We start from the raw sequence: 17,341 nt of genomic DNA on the forward strand, positions 1-17,341 counted from the left end.
CATATATACAAGTTAATATATTTAATCTACCATCAAATTTAAAATATTATTTATAACAGTATCACTTTTATAGCTTTTTGAATCATATATTTTTGCCTGTTATACAGTCCACTATATGTAGACAGCATAACAGGCAAGAGTAATACATTCCATCCCCTCTAGAAAGAAAATGGAAGTCATTATTATTGAGTTGGGTATGGTACTTCTTTGTCGATAATCGTTACACCATCTCGTACAATTTTATAATGTCCTTTTGTACCTTCTTGAATTACAAATTCTAAAGAAATAGTTGCCGACTCTGAAATTGTTCTAGTTTCAATTGGTCTATCCATTTTTTGTTGCATATCCTCTTTATAAATTTCTATTGTTTGCGGTTTTTTCTCACCAATTATAGAAGACTCATACGGAATAGAAATATTATCCACTTTCACTGTTTTCGTTACTTTCGGCTTAGGCCCCTCTGAGATGATAATCGTCACTTTATCTCCTTCTTTTAACGGCGTTCCTGGTTTTGGAAATTGCGAAATTACAAGTCCTTTATCAACAGTATCGGAATACTCTCGTTTTATATCTGGAGTTAGTTTTCTCTCATTCAAATAACCATTTACGCTATTTTCAGTCCATCCTGAAAAATCACCTGGTCTAATTTGATAAGGACCTTTACTTACCCAAATTTTCAGTTCTTGTTCCGCCTCTACTACCATTTGATCAGGCGTCGGAATTTGCTCTACGATTTCACCTTTTGGCCTATCATTTTCAATATAATTTATTGTAACTTGCTTATATTTTTCTTCTAATTCATTCCTTATACTCTCAAAATCTTTTCCTGTGAGATCACTCATCTTACTTTTCTTTTTTCCACCTGATTGATAGATAGTAATTTTAGAGTTTTCTTTCACGACTCTACCTGCCACAGGGTCTGTTTTTATCACATCACCGGTTTCAACATCATCTGTATATACAATATTAGGTTCCGTAACCTCAAAACCCTTTTCAACTAATTTATTTACTGCTGTCGTATACTTCATACCAGCCACATCAGGGACTTTTACATCTTTTGGAATAAAGAATCCTGGAATAACAGTAAGCGCTAACGTTATTCCAATTGCTAAAAGTAAAAATGTCGTAATTAAAACTTTGATCCATTTATTACTTCGTTTTTTCTTCTTATTTAATTCCGTTTCTTCTTTTCTTTTCTGTTCATCCACTTTACTTCCTTTTAAAACAATTGTTTCATCAGTTACATTTTCGAATAATTGTTCTTGTTGAATAATCGGAATCGCTTTTGTCGCTTCCATATCTTCCGGTATGTAAAATGGCTGCTCATTTATCCTCTCTGGATATAGCGCAGTTTCAATATCTCGTTTCATCGCATTGGCAGATTGATATCGGTGAAACGGATCTTTCGCAGTTGCCTTTAATATAATATTTTCGACACTTTGCGGAATATTTTCATTCCATCTCTTTGGAGACGGAATTTCACTTTGTAAATGTTTTAAAGCTATAGCAACAGCAGATTCGCCAGAAAACGGTTGTCTTCCTGTTAACAACTCAAACATAACGATCCCTAGGGAATAAATATCTGATTGTTTATTTGCTATCCCGCCGCGTGCTTGTTCTGGTGATAAGTAATGCACCGAACCGAGTACCGAATTTGTATGTGTAATTGTTGTTGCACTTGTAGCTGTCGCAATTCCAAAATCTGTTACTTTTATTACTCCATCAGCTCGAATTAAAATATTGTGCGGTTTAATATCACGGTGCACAATTTCAAAATGATGGGCGTGTGCCATGGCGGATGTTAACTGCTCCATAATATCAAGAGCTTCTCCTATAGGTAACATCCCTTGCTCAATTATGTATTGCTTCAATGTTTGTCCTGGTACATACTCCATTACAAGATAATATATACCATCTTCTTCTCCGACATCATACATATTCACAATATTTGGATGCGACAACGTTGTAACAGACTGCGCTTCTCGATGGAAACGTTTAATAAACTCTTCATTATTTGAATAGTCGAGTCTTAATATTTTTACCGCTACATCTCGGCCAAGTATATCATCATGAGCTAAATACACATTGGCCATTCCACCACCACCAATCATTTTCAGCAGCTTATAACGGTCATTTAAGCGTTTTCCAATCAGCACGTTGCACTTCACCTACTTTCGTTTGTCGAACCCGCATAATCAATAAGAACAAGGGTGATATTATCTTCCCCGCCACGATCATTCGCCAATTGAATGAGACGTTGTCCCTTAGTTTCAAGCTGTTCATTTACCTGTAAAATTTGTTGCATATCAGCAATAGAAACTTTGTTAGATAACCCATCAGAGCAAAGAAGTAACTGATCATCTTCCTCAAGCACCAATGTTTTAACATCTAATCCGACTTTTTCTTCTGTTCCTAATGCCCTTAACAAAACATTCTTTTTCGGGTGATATTCTGCGTCTTCTTTTGAAATTTCACCATGTCTTACAAGTTCATTTACAAGTGAGTGATCTTCCGTTACAAGCGAGATTTCTCCCTCTGATACCATATAACAACGACTATCTCCTATATGGCCTATTGTCACAAAGTTTGGCGTACAAATCGCTATTATAAGTGTTGTTCCCATACCATTACATTCTACATGTTGCTTAGAGTACTCATATATACGCTCATTAATAATCCCAACACTCGTATGTAACCACTCTTCTACTTTTTTTGGTTCATTCATATTATGCGTTTGCTTCCAATAATCATGGAATAATTGAATGGTCATCGAGCTAGCTACATCACCAGCTCGATGACCTCCCATTCCATCTGCTACTACCGCTAAAATATTTCCATCTAAATTGTGAAAAACTCCCGCACTATCCTCATTATGTTGACGAACTTTTCCTTTATCTGATAGAAACACGGCTTTCATCTCGTCACCTCGTCTCTTCTTTACGCTCCTTCGCACGTAACTGACCGCAGGCTGCATCAATATCATGACCTTGTTCACGGCGAATTGTTACATTCACTCCACGATCTTTTAACGTTTTTTCAAATAAGAAAATTTGTTCACGTGGGGTACGTACATAATCACGTTCAGGTACGTAGTTTACCGGAATTAAGTTTACATGACATTTTACACCTTTTAAAAGCGCAGCAAGTTCTTCAGCTTGCTCAACTTGGTCATTTTCTCCTCCAAATAAGCCATATTCAAACGTAATACGACGCCCTGTTCTATTTACATAGTATTTAACAGCTTCCATTAAGTCTGGTAGCTTATAAGCACGGTTAATCGGCATTAATTTTGAACGTAACTCTGTATTTGCAGAATGCAATGAAATCGCAAAATTAATTTGCATATCTTCTTCAGCGAACTTATAAATTTTTGGAACAATTCCACTTGTTGAAACTGTCATATGTCTTGCGCCAATATGAATTCCTTTTTCATGGTTTACAATGCGTAAGAATGACATTAAGTTATCATAATTATCAAACGGCTCTCCAATTCCCATAACAACAAGCGAACTTACACGTTCTTCTGTTTCATCAAGTGCACGTTGCACTTCTACTACTTGCGCTACAATCTCTCCAGCCTCTAAGTTTCGTTTTAACCCACCAAGTGTAGATGCACAGAACGTACAACCGATACGGCATCCGACCTGTGTTGTTACACAAATAGAATTTCCATATTCATGTCGCATTAACACTGTTTCAATAGAATAACCATCATATAATTGGAATAAGAATTTAATTGTTCCATCAGAAGATGTTTGTTTTACCAATGTATTTAAAGTAGTAATATCAAAGGAATTCGACAATTTATCGCGTAATCCTTTAGAAAGATTCGACATGTCGTCATAATTTTTTACACGTTTTTTATATAGCCAATCAAAGATTTGTCCTGCACGGAATTTAGGTTCTCCTTGTTCCTTTAACCAATCTTGCATTTCATGAAGTTGTAAAGAATAAATTGATGGTTTTTTCGTTTCTAAATTTTTCTTTTGTTTTCTCACAGTCGTTTCCACGATGCTACACCTTCTTCCTTAAACAAGCAATATAAAAGCCATCTGTTGCAAAATAATGCGGTAAAATTCGCACTTGACCTTCATCAATATACGGATTTAACTTTTCTGGCATGCGATCTTTTATCGTAGTATCCCATTCAAATTCAGGATGCTCTTGTAAAAATTGCTTTATTACTTGTTCATTTTCTATTTTTTCTATTGTGCACGTACTATAAACAAGGCGACCACCTTGTTTTAATAACGGTGCTATTTTTTCTAGTATTGCAAGTTGAATCGTCGATAATCTTTCACTATCGCCTTTATTTTTACCTAACTTAATATCAGGTTTACGTCTAATCACACCAAATCCAGAACATGGTGCATCTACTAATATTTTATCAAATGTTTCATTCGCAAAATGTTCTTGCACTTTTCTAGCATCTAATGCTTTTGTTTCGACATTTTCTAGACCAAGTCTCTCTGCTTGTTGTTTAATTAAACGTACTTTGTGTGCATGTAAATCAAGAGACATAACTTGACCTGTTCCTTTTAATCGCTCTGCAATGTGCGTTGTCTTTCCGCCCGGAGCAGCACAACTATCAAGAACTTCATCTCCCTCATTCGGTTCTAAAGCGCGTGCTACAAGCATAGAACTTTCATCTTGAATAGAAAGAAAACCTTTTTTGAACGCATCTGTATGCGCTACATTCCCTCTTTCAATTTGAATTGCATCCTCTGATAAATCGCCGCGCTTCGCTTCTATACCTTCACCAGCCAACAACTCAATTGCTTCTTCTACTGTTATTTTATCAACATTTACACGCGCTGTTGGTACCGGGGGTAACATGTTCACTTCACACATTTTCTCTGCTGTCTCTAAACCATATTCAGAAGCCCAGTCTTGCACAAGCCACATTGGATGACTTGTTGCAATTGCCAAACGTTCTATTGGATCCTTGATTTCATCTACAGAAGGTACCCCTTCTCTCTGAATCGAACGTAATACCCCGTTTACCATACCAGCAATCCCTTTATGCCCGCGACGCTTTGCAATTTCAACTGCTTCATGAATAGCCGCTCTTTCTGGCACTCGGTCTAAATAAATCATTTGATATAAAGATAAGCGAAGTAATACTCTTACCCACGCCTCAACCTTCTTTTTTAAAAAAGGCTGTAAATAATAATCTAATGTGTCACGACGTTGAATCGTTCCATATACAATTTCAGTTAACAAACCAATATCTTTTCTATCAATTGCATTTTTTTCAATTAGATTATTTAAAAGTAAGTTACTGTATGCACCACTTTTTTCTACTTGAATTAAGCCATCAAGAGCTAACTCACGAACATTTTGTCTCATGCATTTTCTCCTAACTTTGTTCCAATTTCAGGTTTTGTGCCACGTAAAAATTGCGAACAACTCATACGTTTTTTACCAGAAGGTTGCAATTCAGTGATTTTAACACCTGTCTCATTCCCTGTTGCAACAACAAATCCATCTTCTTCAAGAGCTACTATTGTACCTGGTTCAGCTTTCTCTGTAATAGAGACCTTCTCTCCCCACCATACTTTAATAACTTGTCCTGCCAAAGTCGTATAAGCGACTGGCCATGGATTCAATCCGCGAATGTGATTGTATACTTCTTCACCTGTTTTTGTCCAATCAATTTTCTCTTGCTCACGTTTTATATTATATGCAAACGTTACTTCTTCTTCATTTTGTTTAATTGGTTCTAACTTACCTTGAATTAATAAAGGTACTGTTTTAGATAGAAGGTGTGCCCCTGCTTCACTTAACTTATCGAATAAAGAGCCTGTCGTTTCACGCTCTTCAATCTCGACTTCTACTTGCGTTAAGATATCACCAGCATCCAATTTCTCTACCATATACATAATTGTAATACCCGTTTTTTCTTTACCTTCCATAATTGCATAATGGATTGGTGCACCACCACGAAGTTCAGGTAGTAAAGACGCGTGGACGTTAATACATCCATACTTCGGTGCTTCTAAAATTTCATTTGGTACAATCTGACCGAAAGCAGCTGTTACAATTAAATCTGGCTCTAATGCCAAGACTTGTTCATATTCGTCTTTTTCACGAATTCTTAACGGTTGTAACACCGGAATACCATGTTTTTCTGCTTCAACTTTAACAGGTGTAGGTGTTAATACTTTTTTTCTACCTACCGGACGATCGGGCTGCGTCACAACACCTATTACATCATAGCCATCTTCGATAAGACGACGAAGCACCGGCACTGAAAAGTCCGGTGTTCCCATAAATACTACTTTTATCATTTAAAAACCGCTCCTTTTAATACCTATTCTAATTCGTTTTCCTCATAATATCTTGTCACTTTCGATGTAAATAACACACCGTGTAAATGATCGATTTCATGTTGAATTGCACGTGCTAAAAATCCTTCTGCTTCTAGTAAAAATACTTTACCTCGGCGATTTTGCGCACGTACTTTAATATAATCCGCACGTTCCACTTCACCATAAAGTCCCGGGAAGCTTAGACAGCCTTCGGGACCTACTTGTTCACCACGTTTTTCTAGTATCGATGGATTGATTAACTCGATTTTTCCCGTATCATCACCGATATCAACTACCGCAACTTGCAAGCTTACACCTACTTGAGGCGCAGCTAAACCGACTCCGTCCGCAATTAACATTGTTTCATGCATATCTTTCAACAATTTCACTAACTTTTTATCAAAGTTAATTACTCTTTCGCATGGTGTTTCTAATACTTCATTTGGATGCTTTACTATTTCTAAAACTGCCATATTTCCCTCCGCTACATTAACATTGTTGGATTAAAATCAATTGAGATTTGTAGCTCTTTTTGCATTTCTGCTTGATAATGTTCATTTACCATTTTGAGCACGTTCTTTAAGTTTGGTTCCCGTTTGTATTTTATCATGCATTGATAACGATATCTATCTTTTATCCTTGGAATTGCTGAAGCAACCGGTCCTAACACCATTGTTTGCTGCGTGCAGTGTGCCCGTAAATGACCGACAATTTTTTCCGTCACTTGCACTGCCTTTAATAATTCTGGATGAGATACTGTTACAAGTACAACATAGTAATAAGGTGGATATTGTCTTGTTCGTCTCATTTGCATTTCTTGGTCAAAAAACACATCATATTGTTGGTTCTTTGCTAACTCTATACTGTAATGTTCTGGCGTATACGTTTGAATTATAACTTCCCCTGGCAATTCATGTCTGCCTGCTCGTCCACTTACTTGCGTCAATAACTGATACGTCTTTTCACTCGCTCGAAAATCAGGTAAGTGAAGCATCGTATCTGCAGTTAAAACCCCGACAAGCGTTACTTTAGGAAAATCCAATCCTTTCGCAATCATTTGTGTTCCAAGTAGTATATCTGCTTTTTCTTCCCCGAACGCCTTTAATAATTTTTCATGCATTCCTTTGCGACTTGTCGTATCTACATCCATTCGAATAACTCGTGCCTCTGGAAATAGTTTTGTAATTTCTTCTTCTACCTTTTGTGTACCTGTACCAAAGAAACGAATATATGTACTTTGACAAGCAGGACACTCAATCGGCATATTCTCTTCGTGACTGCAGTAATGACATTTTAAACGATGGTTCATTTTATGATATGTCAGCGAGATATCACAATGCGGACATTGTACAACATACCCACAATCACGGCACATAACAAATGTAGAATGACCTCTTCTATTTAAAAAGAGCACCATCTGTTCTTTCTTTTCTAATCGATCTGCTATTTTTTCATGCAATGCCTTCGAAAACATGGAACGATTCCCGTCACGAAGTTCCTCACGCATATCAACAATCTCTACTGTTGGTAAAGCTTGTTTATTCATACGTTTTTCCATCGTTAGTAATTCATACACACCTTTTTTCGCTCTTGCAAACGATTCAAGTGTCGGTGTTGCACTACCAAGAACGATAGGACATTTATGATATTGCCCCCTCCACACAGCTACATCCCTTGCATGATACCTCGGATTATCTTCTTGCTTATAGCTCGATTCATGCTCCTCATCAATAATAATAATTCCTAAATTTTCAAAAGGAGCAAATACAGCTGAACGTGCACCAACTACAACTTTCACTTCTTTTCTTAAAATCTTACGCCATTCATCATATTTTTCTCCAACAGACAGCGCACTATGAAGAACCGCAACTTGCGAGCCAAATCTGCCTTTAAAACGATCTACCATTTGAGGCGTTAGTGCAATTTCAGGAACAAGCACAATAGCTTCTTTCCCTTTCGCGAGCACCGCTGCTATAGATTGTAAATATACTTCTGTTTTTCCGCTTCCTGTAACACCATATAGTAAAAATGGATTGTAAGTTTCATTTGTAATTGATGATAAAATCGGTGCAATAACTTGCTTTTGTTCCTCCGTAAGTGGGAATGGTTTCGTTTGTTCAAAATCATCATCGTCATACGGATTTCGGTACACTTCCACATACTTTTCTGAAATTAGCCCCTTTTTAACAAGTGCTTTAATCGGAGCGTCTGTTATTTGCAACTCTTCTGTTATCACTTTCAACGGCACACTTTTATAATTTTCCACAAAATAATAGAGTACATCTTGTTGTTTTTTACTTTTCAGTTCAAATGCTGCTAATTCCAATTTATCTTCTGACAACTCCGGTTGAACGACTCTTTGTTTCTTCTTTTGCACTTTATCTTTTACCTGATAAACAACTTCAATCGTGCCATTTTTAATTTCTTGTTGAATCGTGCGGTATAGATGCGGCTGCGTCTCAATCGCTTCCCAATCTATCGCTTCTTTGTCCTGAAATAAAAACAGTAGTTCAGGTGCTACTTCTTCTTGTTTACGAAGTTGTAGACGCTTTTTATACGTTGCTTTTATCGCCGTTGGAAGCATGACTTGAAAGGCTGAAATCATATAACATAACGTTTCGCTTGTAAGCCAATATCCAAGCTTTAATAATTCCTCGTTTAAAACTGGTGTTACATCTAATATTTCATGGATTGTCTTTAACTTCTTACTTTCTACTTCAGCCGAATCTTTGATCCCAATAATAAAGCCTTGCAATTTCCTTGGACCAAATGGAACTACTACACGCATGCCTGTCTGGACAATATCTTCCCACTTTTTAGGGATAATATAATCAAATGGTCGATCAGTCTGACGTGCAGGTACATCAACAATTACACTTGCAAATTTCATAGACGATCATCTTCTAACATCATTTCAATTTGCTTTAATATTTCACGAGCAACCTCTTTCTTCGTTAAAAGTGGTAACTCGATAACTTCTCCATCTTTTCTATACATTGTTACAATGTTTGTATCTGTACCAAATCCAGCTCCTTGTGCCTTTACATCGTTCGCAACAATCATATTCGCATTTTTCTCACGTAATTTTTTTGTTGCGTATTCCTCTACCTTTGTCGTTTCAGCCGCAAAACCGATAAGTAACTGTTTATCCTTCATCTCACCTAACGTTTTTAAAATATCTACTGTTCTCTCGAGTTCGATTACAGCATCACCATTTTTCTTTTTCATTTTATTATCATGAACATATTTCGGGCGATAATCTGCAACTGCTGCTGTTTTAATGACAACATCTACGTTTTGATACTGTTGCAGAACTACTTCTAACATATCTTGTGCAGATTCCACTTGTACCGTATTTACATGTAATGGTGGGTTTAATGCTGTCGGTCCCGAAACAAGTATGACATCAGCACCTAAGTTCGCTGCCACTTCCGCAATTGCATATCCCATTTTCCCAGAAGAAAAATTGGTCATAAAACGTACTGGATCAATCTTTTCACGAGTTGGGCCAGCAGTTATTAATATTTTTTTTCCTTGCAATGGTTTTTGTTCGGAAAAACCCTCTTCTAACCGTGCAATAATTGCTTCCGGTTCTTCTAGTCTTCCCTTCGCAACATAACCACACGCTAAAAAACCTTCTCCAGGCTCAATAAATGTATATCCTAACGTTTTTAACGTCATCATATTTTTTTGTACAATTTTGTTTTCATACATATGCACATTCATAGCAGGTGCAATCCAAACTGGGGCTGTAGTAGCTAACAAAGTAGTTGTAATCATATCGTCTGCAATACCACCAGCTAACTTCCCAATACAATTGGCAGTAGCAGGTGCAACAAGTACTACATCTGCCCAATCTGCTAAATCGATATGTGCAATAACAGCTGAGTCTTTCTCATCGAATGTATCTGTATATACGTCATGGCGAGAAAGTGCTTGAAATGTAAGAGGCGTAACAAACTTCATTGCCGACTCACTCATCATTACTTTTACAATAGCACCAGCTTGTGTCAATTTACTAGTTAACGCAGCCGCTTTAAAGACCGCAATGCCTCCTGTTACACATAGAAGTATCTTTTTCCCTTTTAGCATATGGCTCGTCCTCTTTCTTTTTCAAACTTATAATACTGAAACAGAATTCCCAGCTCATCAGTACCAATATTTCTTCCCTATCGTAAAAAAATAACAACCTACTTGTAAATAGGTTGTTACCGTTACATAGAAAATTATAAAGTCTATGTTTTAATTTGTCGAAAAGAATGTCTTAATCGATGATTTTGTCTTCGCTTGGTACATATTTTAATACTTCTGCATCGATTTCTTCTAATGATTTACCTACACATTTATGAGAAACAGGTTGCTCGATAACACAGTTATCCGCAAGTTGCATTTCACGTGCACGTTTTGCAGCTACTGTTACAAGTGTATATTTAGAATCGATTTTTGTTAATAATGAATCAATTGATGGATTTAACATAATTATAGACCCTCCGTCATTTCTTTATAATATTTTGCTACTCTTTCACGGCGGCAATGTTCACCAACCACAATTGCTTTAATTCTTTCACAAGCTAATTCAACTTGATCGTTTTCTACAACATAGTCGTAAGCGTCCATCATTTCGATTTCTTCTTTCGCTACCGTTAAACGATTTTCAATAACATCTTCAGTTTCTGTACCACGGCCGACAATGCGGTTCTTTAGTTCAGATAAACTTGGAGGTGCTAAGAAAATGAATACACCTTCTGGGAAAGCTTTCTTAACTTGAATTGCTCCTTGCACTTCAATTTCTAAGAATACATCTTTTCCTTCTTGTAATGTTTTTTCAACATAGTCAATCGGTGTTCCGTAATAATTACCTACGAACTCAGCCCACTCAAGTAATTTTTCATTACGAATCATTTCCTCAAATTCTTCTCTCTCTTTAAAGAAATAATCCACACCATCTACTTCACCTTCACGTGGCTTACGTGTCGTTACTGAAATGGAGTACTGAAAACGTGTATCCTCATGACTAAACAGCTCTTTTCGAACCGTTCCTTTACCAACCCCAGAAGGTCCTGAAAGAACGATGAGCAATCCTCTTCTACTTCTCATAAATATGTAAAACCTACCCTTCCTCACTTAAATCTTCTTTATTATTCAAACGATGTGCAATCGTCTCTGGCTGAATTGGACTTAATACCACATGCCCATCATCCATAACAATAACCGCCCTTGTTTTTCTCCCATACGTAGCATCAAGCAAAGCATTATGTTCGCGTGCTTCCTGTACTGTTCGTTTAATAGGAGCTGACTCCGGACTTACAATAGCAATAATTCGATGAGCAGATACAATATTTCCGTATCCAATATTTAAAAACCGCATGGCCATAGTTTGCGCCTCCTAGTAAGTCTATCCGATTTCTCCACCACGTATAACTTTATATATTTTTTGAAAGCTACTCAATATTTTGTACTTGTTCACGAATTTTTTCAAGGTTATTTTTCATTTCTACAACATATTTTGAAATTGTTAAGTCATTTGCCTTAGAACCAATCGTATTAATTTCTCTATGCATCTCTTGCACGATGAAATCCATTTTTCTTCCAACAGGCTCTTCAATCTGCAGTGTTTCACGAAATTGCTCTAAATGACTTTGCAAACGAACTAACTCTTCGTGAATATCACAACGCTCTGCAAAGATTGCGACTTCTGTTAACAATCTTTGTTCATCTAGATCTTGATTATGTAATTCTTTTAAGCGATTTTCTAATCGTTCACGATATTTTTGTGTAACAATCGGTACATGCGGAATAATTGCGTTTACACAATTGTGAATCTCTTGTAAACGATACGCTATATCTTTATGTAATCGTTCTCCTTCGCCATCTCTCATCGTTTTTAACATATGAGCAGCTTGGCGAACAGCCTCATATAAACCGTTCTCAAATTGTTCATTTACATTTTCTACTTCTTCAATCGCTGTTACTTCTGGCATTTCCATTAATTGCTGAAGTGTAATAGAATCTTGTAATTGAAATTTTCCTTTTATATCTTCCATAATCGATTGGTACTGCTCAAGAAGCGACCAATTCACACTTAATTTTCTTTCAACAAGCCCTTCACCCGTTATACTAATAGACACTTCAATGCGTCCACGCCGAACTTGTTCTGCAATTATTTTACGAATTTTGTCTTCAAATACCATCATTTGCTTCGGAAGTCGAATACTCATCTCTAGAAAACGGTGGTTCACCGATTTCATTTCTACTGTAATTTGAAAAGTATCATTTTCTACTTTCGACCTTCCAAATCCTGTCATACTACAAATCATTTTTATCACATCCAAGCCATGAAATAACTCAATGAAAAAGGTAATAGAGACAAGGCTCTACTACCTTCTGTAAATTATATCACATTTTCATATCATTGACTATTTCAAGTTTAATCCCTTCTTATATAATACTGGCTTTTCCTTCTTCCCCTTTTTCCCTGTTAATAAAGAACCTACTAATAAAAAGGTCGGAATTGATGACAAACCTCCAATTAACAACCAATCTCTTGCTTGTATTGGCATTGTACTAAAGATCGGTTGTAGCGGTGGGTAATATATAACCACTAACATTAACAGTAAAGAAATGATAACCGCTCCTACTAAATACACGTTCCCAAACGGATTACGGTGGAAGATAGAATGTTCACTTCGGCAGTCAAATACATGAATAAGTTGTGCAAGTACCAACGTCGCAAACGCCACAGTTTGTGCATATTTCAATTCATTTGGATGTTGATTATATGCAATAATAAACGCCACTAACGTCACTGCTCCAATTAGAAAGCCACGACTTATAATTTTCCAGGCAAGCCCTCTAGCAAATACCCCTTCTTTCGGATGACGCGGCGTTCTCTTCATCACGTCTCCTTCCGCCTTATCCAATCCTAATGCCATCGCCGGTAATCCGTCAGTCACTAAGTTCACCCATAAAATTTGAATGGGAACCATCGGCAGCGGTAATGCAAGTAACATTGCAAATAACATGACTAAAATTTCTCCTACGTTCGATGCTAATAAATAACGAATAAACTTACGTATATTCTCGTATATATTTCTACCTTCTTTAATTGCTGATTTAATCGTAGCAAAATTATCATCTAGCAAAACAAGAGAAGAAGCTTCTTTCGCAACATCTGTCCCTGTAATTCCCATCGCTATCCCAATATCCGCTGTTTTTATAGCCGGAGCGTCGTTTACTCCATCACCTGTCATCGCTACTATATGCCCTTTATTTTGCAACGCCTTAACAATTTTCAATTTATGTTCAGGTGATACTCGAGCAAATACATACGTGTCTTCTACAACACTTTCTAGTTCCTCTACATCCATATTCGCGAGTTCTACTCCTTCAACAACACGTCCACCAGGTGGTAAAACCCCTAATTGTTCCGCAATTGCCATTGCTGTCACTTTATGATCTCCTGTTATCATCACTGTTCGAATACCAGCTTCTCTGCACTCTTTTACAGCCTGTTCTACCTCTGGTCTTGGCGGATCAATCATTCCCTGTATCCCGACCAACATAAAATCTTTTTCAACGTCTCTTTCATGTTCAATAGAATCTGTTACTTTTAATGGCTTAAATGCAACTGCAATTGTTCGAAGCGCTTGACTACCTAAACTATGAATAGCCGCCTGTACTTCTTTTCTATACAACTCACTTATCGGTTGTTGCTTATCCCCCCATAAAATCGTTTGACTCATTTGCAGGAGGACATCTGGTGCTCCCTTCGTAACAAGAAACTTTTTCCCCTCTCTATCTCGCACAATAACACTCATCATTTTTCGAGTTGAATCGAATGGAAATTCACGAATGATTTCAAATTTCCCTTTCAGTGCCTCACGCGTTATCCCCGCCTTCATTGCTGCAGCTACTAGTGCTCCCTCAGTTGGATCTCCATCTAATACATACGCCTTTTTCTTTTGAATAATATTTGCGTTATTACATAGTGAACCAAATGTGAGTAGTTGATACAATGCTTTTGTTTTAGCTGGATCACATTCTTTTTCACCTTTCAAAAAAGAGCCATTAGGTTCATACCCTTGCCCCGTCACTTTCCATAACTCTCCACCTGACCACATATGTGTTACCATCATTTTGTTTTGCGTCATTGTTCCTGTTTTATCAGAGCATATAACAGAAGCGCACCCTAACGTTTCTACCGCTGGTAACTTCCTTACAATTGCTCTCTTTTTAATCATACGCTGTACACCAAGCGATAAAGCTACTGTAACGATTGCTGGTAATCCTTCAGGAATAGCAGCAACAGCTAGCGACACTCCTGCTAAAAACATATGGTACACTTCATTCCCTTGATACACACCGGCTAATACGACAAGCGCTGTTAAAATAAGAGCCACAATAATTAATATTTTCCCGAGTTGCTCTAATCTTCTTTGCAGTGGTGTTTCCATTTGCTCTGCATTTTGTAACATATTTGCAATTTGGCCCATCGCTGTATTCATACCAGTTGCTACAACGACCCCTGTTCCAGCTCCTCGTGTAATCATCGTACCCATAAAAGCCATATTTTTTTGATCACCAATTGAAACATCTTGCCCCTGCAGAGCTTCTACCTTCTTCTGCACCGGTACTGACTCTCCTGTCAAAGCTGATTCTTCGATATATAAACTTGATGCCTCAACAAGACGTACATCCGCCCCAATACGATCACCACTAGAAAATTTAATGATATCACCTAAAACAAGTGCTTTAGACGGTGCTTTTACCCACTTTCCATTCCGCATTACAGTAACTTGCGGGGCGGCTAGCTCTTTTAAAGCTTCCAGTGACTTTTCAGCCTTTCTTTCTTGAAAAAAGCCAAGAATACCATTGATAATAACAATCGCAACAATCGCAATAGAATCAATGTATTCACCTAAAAAAGCCGAAACTATTGTTGCACCAAATAAAACAAGTACCATAAAATCTTTAAACTGCGCCAAAAATACCATCAGTGCAGAAGGCCTTTTGGCTTCATCTAATTCATTTGTACCAAATTTTTTTATTCGCCCTTCTGCTTCCTTCTCTGTAAGTCCAACCTTCACATTCGTATTCGTTCTTTCTTCCACTTCGTGTGCGCGCATTCCATACCAGTTCATCCCGCTATCGACCTCCTGATTCCAGACATACTCTATTGAAAGCTTATTCAGCCTCGTCCAAAAAAATGCTATAATTAACTTTTAGTTAGAAAGGAGTGTTCATTTATGGCATTCGATGGATTATTTACAAGAGCAATTACACATGAAATTGCAAATTCTCTTTACACAGGAAGAATTTCTAAGATATACCAACCTTCAAAATACGAGATTTTATTACATATTCGAGCAAACGGAAAAAATCAAAAACTGATTCTTTCCGCTCATCCGACATATGCACGTTTACACTTAACAAATCAAAATTACGATTCACCTGCACTTCCACCAATGTTTTGTATGCTTCTTCGTAAGCATTTAGAAGGTGGATTCATTGAAAAAATTGAACAAATTGATTTAGAGCGTATTATTCAAATTACAGTTCGCAGTAGAAATGAAATTGGTGACGAATCACTAAAAACATTAGTAATTGAAATAATGGGACGACATAGTAACATCATTTTAGTAGACACAAAAACAAACAATATTTTAGATAGCTTAAAACACGTTTCTTTAGCAGTAAACCGACATCGAACTGTATATGCTGGAGCGGAATATATTGCACCACCAGCACAACATAAAATTAACCCACTTCAGATTGAAACAAATGATGAATTTATTAGACCGCTAGACTTTCTATCTGGAAACATGGATAAACAGCTTGTCGGCACCTTTACGGGAATATCGCCGTTATTCGCAAAAGAAGTAGTGAAAAAAGCAGGTATGGTAAATGAAAAAGCATTAGCGGACGCATTTTTCTCCATACAAAAACCATTACTAACTCATACATATTCACCAACAATGACTACTTCAAATGGGAAAGAATTCTTTTATCTTTTCCCTCTTGCACACTTGCAAGGAGAAGATAAGATTTTTTCATCTGTTAGTGAATTGCTAGACCGTTTCTTTTTCGGAAAAGCAGAGCGCGACCGTGTAAAACAACAAGCTTATGATTTAGAGCGCTTTATGCAAAACGAAAAAAATAAAAATGAGAAGAAACTCATTAAACTAGAAAAAACATTACAGGATGCCGGAAAAGCAGATAAATATCAACTCTTTGGAGAACTACTTACAGCCAATATGTACGCTTTGAAAAAAGGGGATAAAGATATTGAAGTCGTTAACTATTACGACGAAAATGGCGGAACTGTAAAAATTACATTAGATCCTTTAAAAACACCATCTGACAATGCGCAACGCTATTTCCAAAAGTACCAAAAAGCGAAAAATTCAGTTGTTGTTGTAGAAGAACAAATCGAAAAAACAAATGAAGAAATTCTTTATTTTGATAGCTTACTTCAACAAATGGAAGCTGCTTCTTCAAAAGATATTGAAGAAATTCGTGAGGAATTAGCTGAAGAAGGTTATATGCGCAATCGGAAAGCAAAAAATGCTAAGAAGAAACCAACTAAACCGGTATTGGACAAATATTTAGCTAGTGATGGAACAGAAATTTTCGTCGGTAAAAACAACAAGCAAAATGATTATTTAACAACGAAGTTTGCCCGTCGTGATGAAATTTGGTTACATACGAAAGATATCCCTGGGTCTCATGTTGTCATTCGTTCTCTTGAACCTACCGAAGAAACTGTGTTAGAAGCTGCTAAAATCGCTGCCTATTTCAGTAAAGCAAAAGATTCTAGTTCTGTTCCTGTAGATTTCACCAAAATACGCCATGTCAAAAAACCGAGTGGTGCAAAACTTGGTTTTGTTACGTACGACAATCAGCAAACCGTATATGTAACACCTGATGCTGATACTGTAATGAAATTAAAAGCGTAAATAAAAAAATGCGTTGCTTATAAGCAACGCATTTTTTATTTATTTTCAATTTAGTTGCTATATCCATTCAATATT

The 17,341-nt window shown here is 36.9% G+C and carries 14 protein-coding genes; 1 reads left to right on the forward strand and 13 read right to left on the reverse strand.

What is annotated here, in order from left to right; translation table 11 throughout:
- Nucleotides 1-182: 182 nt before the first annotated feature.
- The 13 genes from prkC to AC3WTA_RS06975 all read right to left on the reverse strand — a co-directional run bounded on the left by prkC (nt 183) and on the right by AC3WTA_RS06975 (nt 15,451).
- A complete protein-coding gene (gene prkC, locus AC3WTA_RS06915; protein WP_000904733.1) occupies nt 183-2,156 on the reverse strand; it encodes a serine/threonine protein kinase PrkC in 1,974 nt (657 codons plus the stop codon).
- Nucleotides 2,157-2,164: 8 nt separating this feature from the next.
- Entirely contained in the window at nt 2,165-2,917 is a 753-nt protein-coding gene (locus AC3WTA_RS06920) for a Stp1/IreP family PP2C-type Ser/Thr phosphatase (protein ID WP_000648695.1), read from the reverse strand.
- Nucleotides 2,918-2,921: 4 nt separating this feature from the next.
- Entirely contained in the window at nt 2,922-4,010 is a 1,089-nt protein-coding gene (gene rlmN / locus AC3WTA_RS06925) for a dual-specificity RNA methyltransferase RlmN (RefSeq protein ID WP_000450539.1), read from the reverse strand.
- 4 nt (nt 4,011-4,014) lie between these two features.
- Entirely contained in the window at nt 4,015-5,349 is a 1,335-nt protein-coding gene (gene rsmB, locus AC3WTA_RS06930; protein ID WP_001249653.1) for a 16S rRNA (cytosine(967)-C(5))-methyltransferase RsmB, read from the reverse strand.
- A complete protein-coding gene (gene fmt / locus AC3WTA_RS06935; RefSeq protein WP_000598793.1) occupies nt 5,346-6,290 on the reverse strand; it encodes a methionyl-tRNA formyltransferase in 945 nt (314 codons plus the stop codon). Before fmt ends, rsmB begins: the two co-directional genes overlap by 4 nt.
- A 23-nt stretch (nt 6,291-6,313) precedes the next feature.
- Nucleotides 6,314-6,784: a peptide deformylase gene (gene def / locus AC3WTA_RS06940; protein ID WP_000279468.1), complete on the reverse strand. Its 471-nt coding sequence runs from the start codon at nt 6,782-6,784 to the stop codon at nt 6,314-6,316.
- 11 nt (nt 6,785-6,795) lie between these two features.
- Nucleotides 6,796-9,201 (reverse strand): primosomal protein N', encoded by a 2,406-nt coding sequence (priA, locus tag AC3WTA_RS06945; RefSeq protein ID WP_000666706.1) that lies wholly within the window; start codon nt 9,199-9,201, stop codon nt 6,796-6,798.
- Nucleotides 9,198-10,403, reverse strand: coding sequence for a bifunctional phosphopantothenoylcysteine decarboxylase/phosphopantothenate--cysteine ligase CoaBC (coaBC, locus tag AC3WTA_RS06950; RefSeq protein ID WP_000911723.1), 1,206 nt, complete (start codon nt 10,401-10,403; stop codon nt 9,198-9,200). Before coaBC ends, priA begins: the two co-directional genes overlap by 4 nt.
- A gap of 172 nt (nt 10,404-10,575) precedes the next feature.
- Nucleotides 10,576-10,788 carry a DNA-directed RNA polymerase subunit omega gene (gene rpoZ / locus AC3WTA_RS06955; RefSeq protein WP_000933964.1) on the reverse strand — a complete coding sequence of 71 codons (213 nt, stop codon included), beginning with the start codon at nt 10,786-10,788 and terminating at the stop codon, nt 10,576-10,578.
- 2 nt (nt 10,789-10,790) lie between these two features.
- A complete protein-coding gene (gene gmk / locus AC3WTA_RS06960) occupies nt 10,791-11,408 on the reverse strand; it encodes a guanylate kinase (protein WP_001257740.1) in 618 nt (205 codons plus the stop codon).
- Between the two features lie 13 nt (nt 11,409-11,421).
- Entirely contained in the window at nt 11,422-11,685 is a 264-nt protein-coding gene (gene remA / locus AC3WTA_RS06965) for an extracellular matrix/biofilm regulator RemA (protein WP_001251456.1), read from the reverse strand.
- 67 nt (nt 11,686-11,752) lie between these two features.
- A complete protein-coding gene (locus tag AC3WTA_RS06970) occupies nt 11,753-12,628 on the reverse strand; it encodes a YicC/YloC family endoribonuclease (protein ID WP_000564115.1) in 876 nt (291 codons plus the stop codon).
- Between the two features lie 99 nt (nt 12,629-12,727).
- Entirely contained in the window at nt 12,728-15,451 is a 2,724-nt protein-coding gene (locus tag AC3WTA_RS06975; RefSeq protein WP_001104751.1) for a calcium-translocating P-type ATPase, SERCA-type, read from the reverse strand.
- A 105-nt stretch (nt 15,452-15,556) separates the two neighbouring features.
- On the opposite strand from AC3WTA_RS06975, the gene AC3WTA_RS06980 reads away from it, so the two are divergent.
- On the forward strand, nt 15,557-17,266 hold the full coding sequence (locus AC3WTA_RS06980; protein WP_000863259.1) for an Rqc2 family fibronectin-binding protein: 1,710 nt from the start codon (nt 15,557-15,559) through the stop codon (nt 17,264-17,266).
- Nucleotides 17,267-17,341: the final 75 nt, after the last annotated feature.

It is taken from the genome of Bacillus sp. EB106-07-01-XG149 (assembly GCF_058791555.1).

Bases quoted from the DNA above. Each gene is read 5' to 3' on its own strand.
- AC3WTA_RS06980 (WP_000863259.1), top strand. From the start codon at position 15,557: ATGGCATTCGATGGATTATTTACAAGAGCAATTACACATGAAATTGCA.
- remA (WP_001251456.1), bottom strand. From the start codon at position 11,685: ATGGCCATGCGGTTTTTAAATATTGGATACGGAAATATTGTATCTGCT.
- rpoZ (WP_000933964.1), bottom strand. From the start codon at position 10,788: ATGTTAAATCCATCAATTGATTCATTATTAACAAAAATCGATTCTAAA.
- AC3WTA_RS06975 (WP_001104751.1), bottom strand. From the start codon at position 15,451: ATGAACTGGTATGGAATGCGCGCACACGAAGTGGAAGAAAGAACGAAT.
- AC3WTA_RS06920 (WP_000648695.1), bottom strand. From the start codon at position 2,917: ATGAAAGCCGTGTTTCTATCAGATAAAGGAAAAGTTCGTCAACATAAT.
- def (WP_000279468.1), bottom strand. From the start codon at position 6,784: ATGGCAGTTTTAGAAATAGTAAAGCATCCAAATGAAGTATTAGAAACA.
- gmk (WP_001257740.1), bottom strand. From the start codon at position 11,408: ATGAGAAGTAGAAGAGGATTGCTCATCGTTCTTTCAGGACCTTCTGGG.
- rsmB (WP_001249653.1), bottom strand. From the start codon at position 5,349: ATGAGACAAAATGTTCGTGAGTTAGCTCTTGATGGCTTAATTCAAGTA.
- fmt (WP_000598793.1), bottom strand. From the start codon at position 6,290: ATGATAAAAGTAGTATTTATGGGAACACCGGACTTTTCAGTGCCGGTG.
- AC3WTA_RS06970 (WP_000564115.1), bottom strand. From the start codon at position 12,628: ATGATTTGTAGTATGACAGGATTTGGAAGGTCGAAAGTAGAAAATGAT.
- coaBC (WP_000911723.1), bottom strand. From the start codon at position 10,403: ATGCTAAAAGGGAAAAAGATACTTCTATGTGTAACAGGAGGCATTGCG.
- priA (WP_000666706.1), bottom strand. From the start codon at position 9,201: ATGAAATTTGCAAGTGTAATTGTTGATGTACCTGCACGTCAGACTGAT.